Consider the following 4,112-nt stretch of genomic DNA (forward strand, 5'->3'; position numbering starts at 1 on the left):
ACAATGCACTCTTCTTGTAATTATCAGTTGCCACCGTCAACCGTTCGGTTGTCAGCGTCAACTGATGAGTTGACGTCGACAACCGAACAGACGGCATCGGCAATTTTATTTATAAACAAGATTAATTAAGTTTATCACTTCATCATCTTATTTGATATTCTCAACACTGTGAAAGAGTAAGAAGGGATAGTATAATTGAATTTCTCCTCAAGATTAATCTGTTTTGAAGTCGGCTGACTATCCTTATCATCCGGTTTTCCGGTTAGAAGAGTAAGTGTTGCATTAGCACTCTTCCCTTTAAGGAAAGGTAGAGAGATATCTGCATCAACCTCTTTATTCATCAAATTCACTATCTTAACAATCCAGTCACCACTTTTACTATCTTTTACTACAGATAGTCCTAACCTCTTACCTACATCATCTCTTTTATTATTCAACATAACTTTTGAGGCAATATATTTGTCTCCCGAATTATTACCAAATAGTTTCTGAACATGATATTCAACAGTAGGCTTAACCTCATCATTATTGAAATAGATCATATCAGGATTCCACTGAGTATGCCCCTCTTTTGCTAATAGTGGTGCATATGAAGTCATTGAAACGACATCTGCATTTCTCTCTATAGCTGTAAGGTATAGAGCATCTGAAAGAGCAGTCTCTATATTACTTGGTCGTCCCGGCAAGTGTGAAGCATACTCTCCAAGATAGACTTTAGATTTGCTCCTGTCGTATTTATCATAGAAATCCTGATTATTGATAAACCATCCAGGAGTGTTATAATAGTGCTCATCTACCATAGGAATATTCTCACGTGTAGCCAATTTCCATCCCTCTTCATAATCAGTACCTTCATAGAATGGCCCAACGGTACCAATTACTGTGATTTCAGGATATCTCTTCTTTACGGCATTGAATATCATCATAAACCTCTCCTCAAAAACATCAGTAATAAGATCTTCATTACCTATACCGATATATTTCATATTGAAAGGTTTTGGATGTCCTGCCTTTGCACGTATCTTTCCCCAATATGTATTCTTGGCATCACCATTTGCATACTCTATAAGGTCTAGCACATCCTGCACATATTCATCCATCTTATCCATTGGTATACCTCCTTGCTGGCCACCGCAGTCTATATGGCGTGAAGAGTGAGCACTGCAAGTTCCAGAGTTCTGGCAAGGCACACCTGCAGCAAGAACAGGTAATGGTTCAGCACCAATATCTTCACAGAAAAGGAAGTATTCATGGTATCCCAATCCTCTAGTCTGATGGTATCCCCACAGGTTACGAAGAGGTTTTCTACTTTCTAGAGGTCCAATAGACCCCTTCCAGTCATATATATTATCTACTCCATCACCATGAGCAACACATCCTCCCGGAAATCTAACAAATCTTGGCTTAAGATCGGCAAGTGTCTGTGCCAGATCTTCTCTTAAACCGTTACGACGGTTCTTGAATGTGTTAACAGGGAATAGAGAAACCATATCAAAGGCATAAGATCCTTCTGAAAGAGGAGTAATGAGCAGTTTCCCTTTCTTAGCTGATGAAGATACCTTCATCTTAACCTCATTATTAGACCACATACCACCTTTTACAGCAATAGTAGATGAAGCCAGTACTGTTCCATCATCACCAACTAACTGAACCATTATTTTAGAACTCTTGCCCGAAAGTAGATTAGTAAATATAGAGAATATATATTCTTCTCCTTTCTTAAGTGAAATACCATCGTATCCGCTATTGCATAGTGATGCTCCTACTGAAGTAACATCTATAACAGCATAATGAGAATTATTGCTGTGTATTGGATTTGTGGTTCCAATAGAGAACTTCATACCACCCTTGCTATTACCATCTTCGACAGACCAGGCATATGTGCTGTTCCACTCTTTAAGCCTTGATCCATCGGATGATGAATATTCAAAATCTCTGTTTTGGACAAGCTCACCATACAATCCTCCATCCGCCGAGTAATTTATATCCTCGAAAAATATACCTATAAGTTTATCACTTATCTTTTTCACACTATCAGGAAAGATTGTTATATCTGCCTTAAGATTATTCACATCGGCAAATCGCTGGGAATCTTGTGAAGCGGTCTGATTATGCAGTTCATTTCTATACATTTTATTACCAGCAAACATAGTCAGCCTCTCAATAAGTGAATATGGCACCTTTATTGCTGAACCGCTCTCTTTATTACCGGCTATTGTTGCCTCACACTTTTTACCTGCAACATACGATTTCGAAACATTCTTATCGTATTCTGTGTTCACAAAATATGATTGTCTGCCCCATTTCAGGAGATCATCAGAAGAGGCAGCACCAAAGTCCTCGCTCTCTTGATTAAGATTCCATACACAAAGCCACTTGTCTGCATTATTATCGAACATAAGCATTGGACGCACCATTCTCTTTTCTGATCCCCAACGTCCATAGTCACACTTTACGAAAGAGTAACCACCTGCTACTTCAAACCAATTTACTCCCTCATTGCTCCATGCAAACTTCAGTCCGCTACGTCCCTCATCTTTTTTGCTGGCATATGAAAATAGCAACACAGAGTCGGGTTCATTATATACCTTTAATACTGAAGAGAAACTATCTTGGACTATAGCAAGAAAAAGAATTGAGATAATTAGAATTCTGTTTTTCATAAATATTTTATGTTATTATCAATTCTATTTATAGGAAGACAAGCTCCAGCTATCACGCCATTGCAGAATAGGTTTACCATTGCTGAACTCTATAGGAAGCCACATATATCTGCCATCTATAGGATTTTTTGGACGCCATACATCTGCCATAAAAATATAGAGATCTCTTTTCCCTTCAACTTTGAAAATAAAAGTACTTTGAGCTCCAAAGGTCTTCTCAGCATCATTTCCAACGCATGGATTAGGATGTTGAGTCCATGGGCCAAATATATTATCGGCAGAGAACAACCTTGCTTCATTAGGAGCCCAGCCTGTACATCCGGAAGTAATCATCCAATATTTTCCATCTTTTTTAAATATTGCAGGAGCTTCGTTATTTCCTGCCGGTATCATACGTATATATTTTCCAGTATGCCTCTGATAGTCATCTGAAAGTTCAGCTATCTGCAGAGTTAGGTTGTCCTCTGAAGAGTAGATGTGATAAGCCTTTTCATCATCATCAATAAAAATAGTCATGTCACGAGACATCTGTCCACTCTGAATATCTCTCTTTAAGAAAAGTCCCTTTTTGATAGCATCTTGCCACTCTGGAGTCCACCATTTCTTATAATTATCAAGGTTTAGTGTATCAAGAATTGCTCTCTTTTTACCATCCATATCATAAGGCAGTTTACCGGCATTTATCCTTGACGAGGAGATGAACTTGAAAGGTCCCTGAGGAGTATCACTGATGGCCATTCCTGCCCTTGCAGCACTATATCCTTTATCTTTTAGTTCCAGATGAAACCACATTACATACTTACCACTTTTTTTTATTGAAGACAACCTTTGGACGTTCTATTATAGAGCCCTTCACAATATCGCTCTTCTCATCATCACTAACACTTAATGCCACTCCTTGGTATTTCCAGTTTATAAGATCTTTTGAAGAGTAGCAGGTTACTCCCACTAACGCATTATTACTCGATTCGGCCTTATGTTCTCCATACCAATAATATGTCCCATCCTTATAGAGCATTCCACCACCATGTGCGTTTATATGTTCACCCCTATCATCCGGCCATATTTTACCAGGATAGATAGAATCATTAGATACGTCTGCAGAAGTTGTAAAGATGCAGGACATTATCATTGAGATAGATAATAATAGTGTTTTCATAATTCATATTTTGTTTACATCGTAAAAGTACAATAAAAAGCCTAAAAAGACAGACCAAAATTCAGTCAATGAAGTGTACAAATTCTTCATCCTTTAGATAATTTTGAGAAAAAAAGACAATAATGCTAAAATAGCCTCAAAACCTTAACTAACGTTAATTTTTGTATCCTAAATCTCTTATTATTATCCTAATAGATAAATAAATAAAAACATAGTTGAATTAAAAAATAATTACAATATATTTTTGGGATTTTTAAGATAATGCAGCTATAAACAATAAATAATTTTAA

General features: G+C 37.2%; 1 protein-coding gene and 1 pseudogene. Both read right to left on the bottom strand.

Features of this window, described 5'->3' with window-relative positions:
- Positions 1 to 134: 134 nt before the first annotated feature.
- Positions 135 to 2,663 (bottom strand): alpha-L-arabinofuranosidase family protein, encoded by a 2,529-nt coding sequence (locus JCM15092_RS14010; RefSeq protein ID WP_024995186.1) that lies wholly within the window; start codon positions 2,661 to 2,663, stop codon positions 135 to 137.
- 24 nt (positions 2,664 to 2,687) lie between these two features.
- Positions 2,688 to 3,795 (bottom strand): annotated as a pseudogene (locus JCM15092_RS16335) (glycoside hydrolase family 43 protein).
- Positions 3,796 to 4,112 lie beyond the last annotated feature (317 nt).

Source organism: Phocaeicola paurosaccharolyticus JCM 15092 (genome assembly GCF_000613805.1).
Classification (GTDB): Bacteria; Bacteroidota; Bacteroidia; order Bacteroidales; family Bacteroidaceae; genus Phocaeicola; species Phocaeicola paurosaccharolyticus.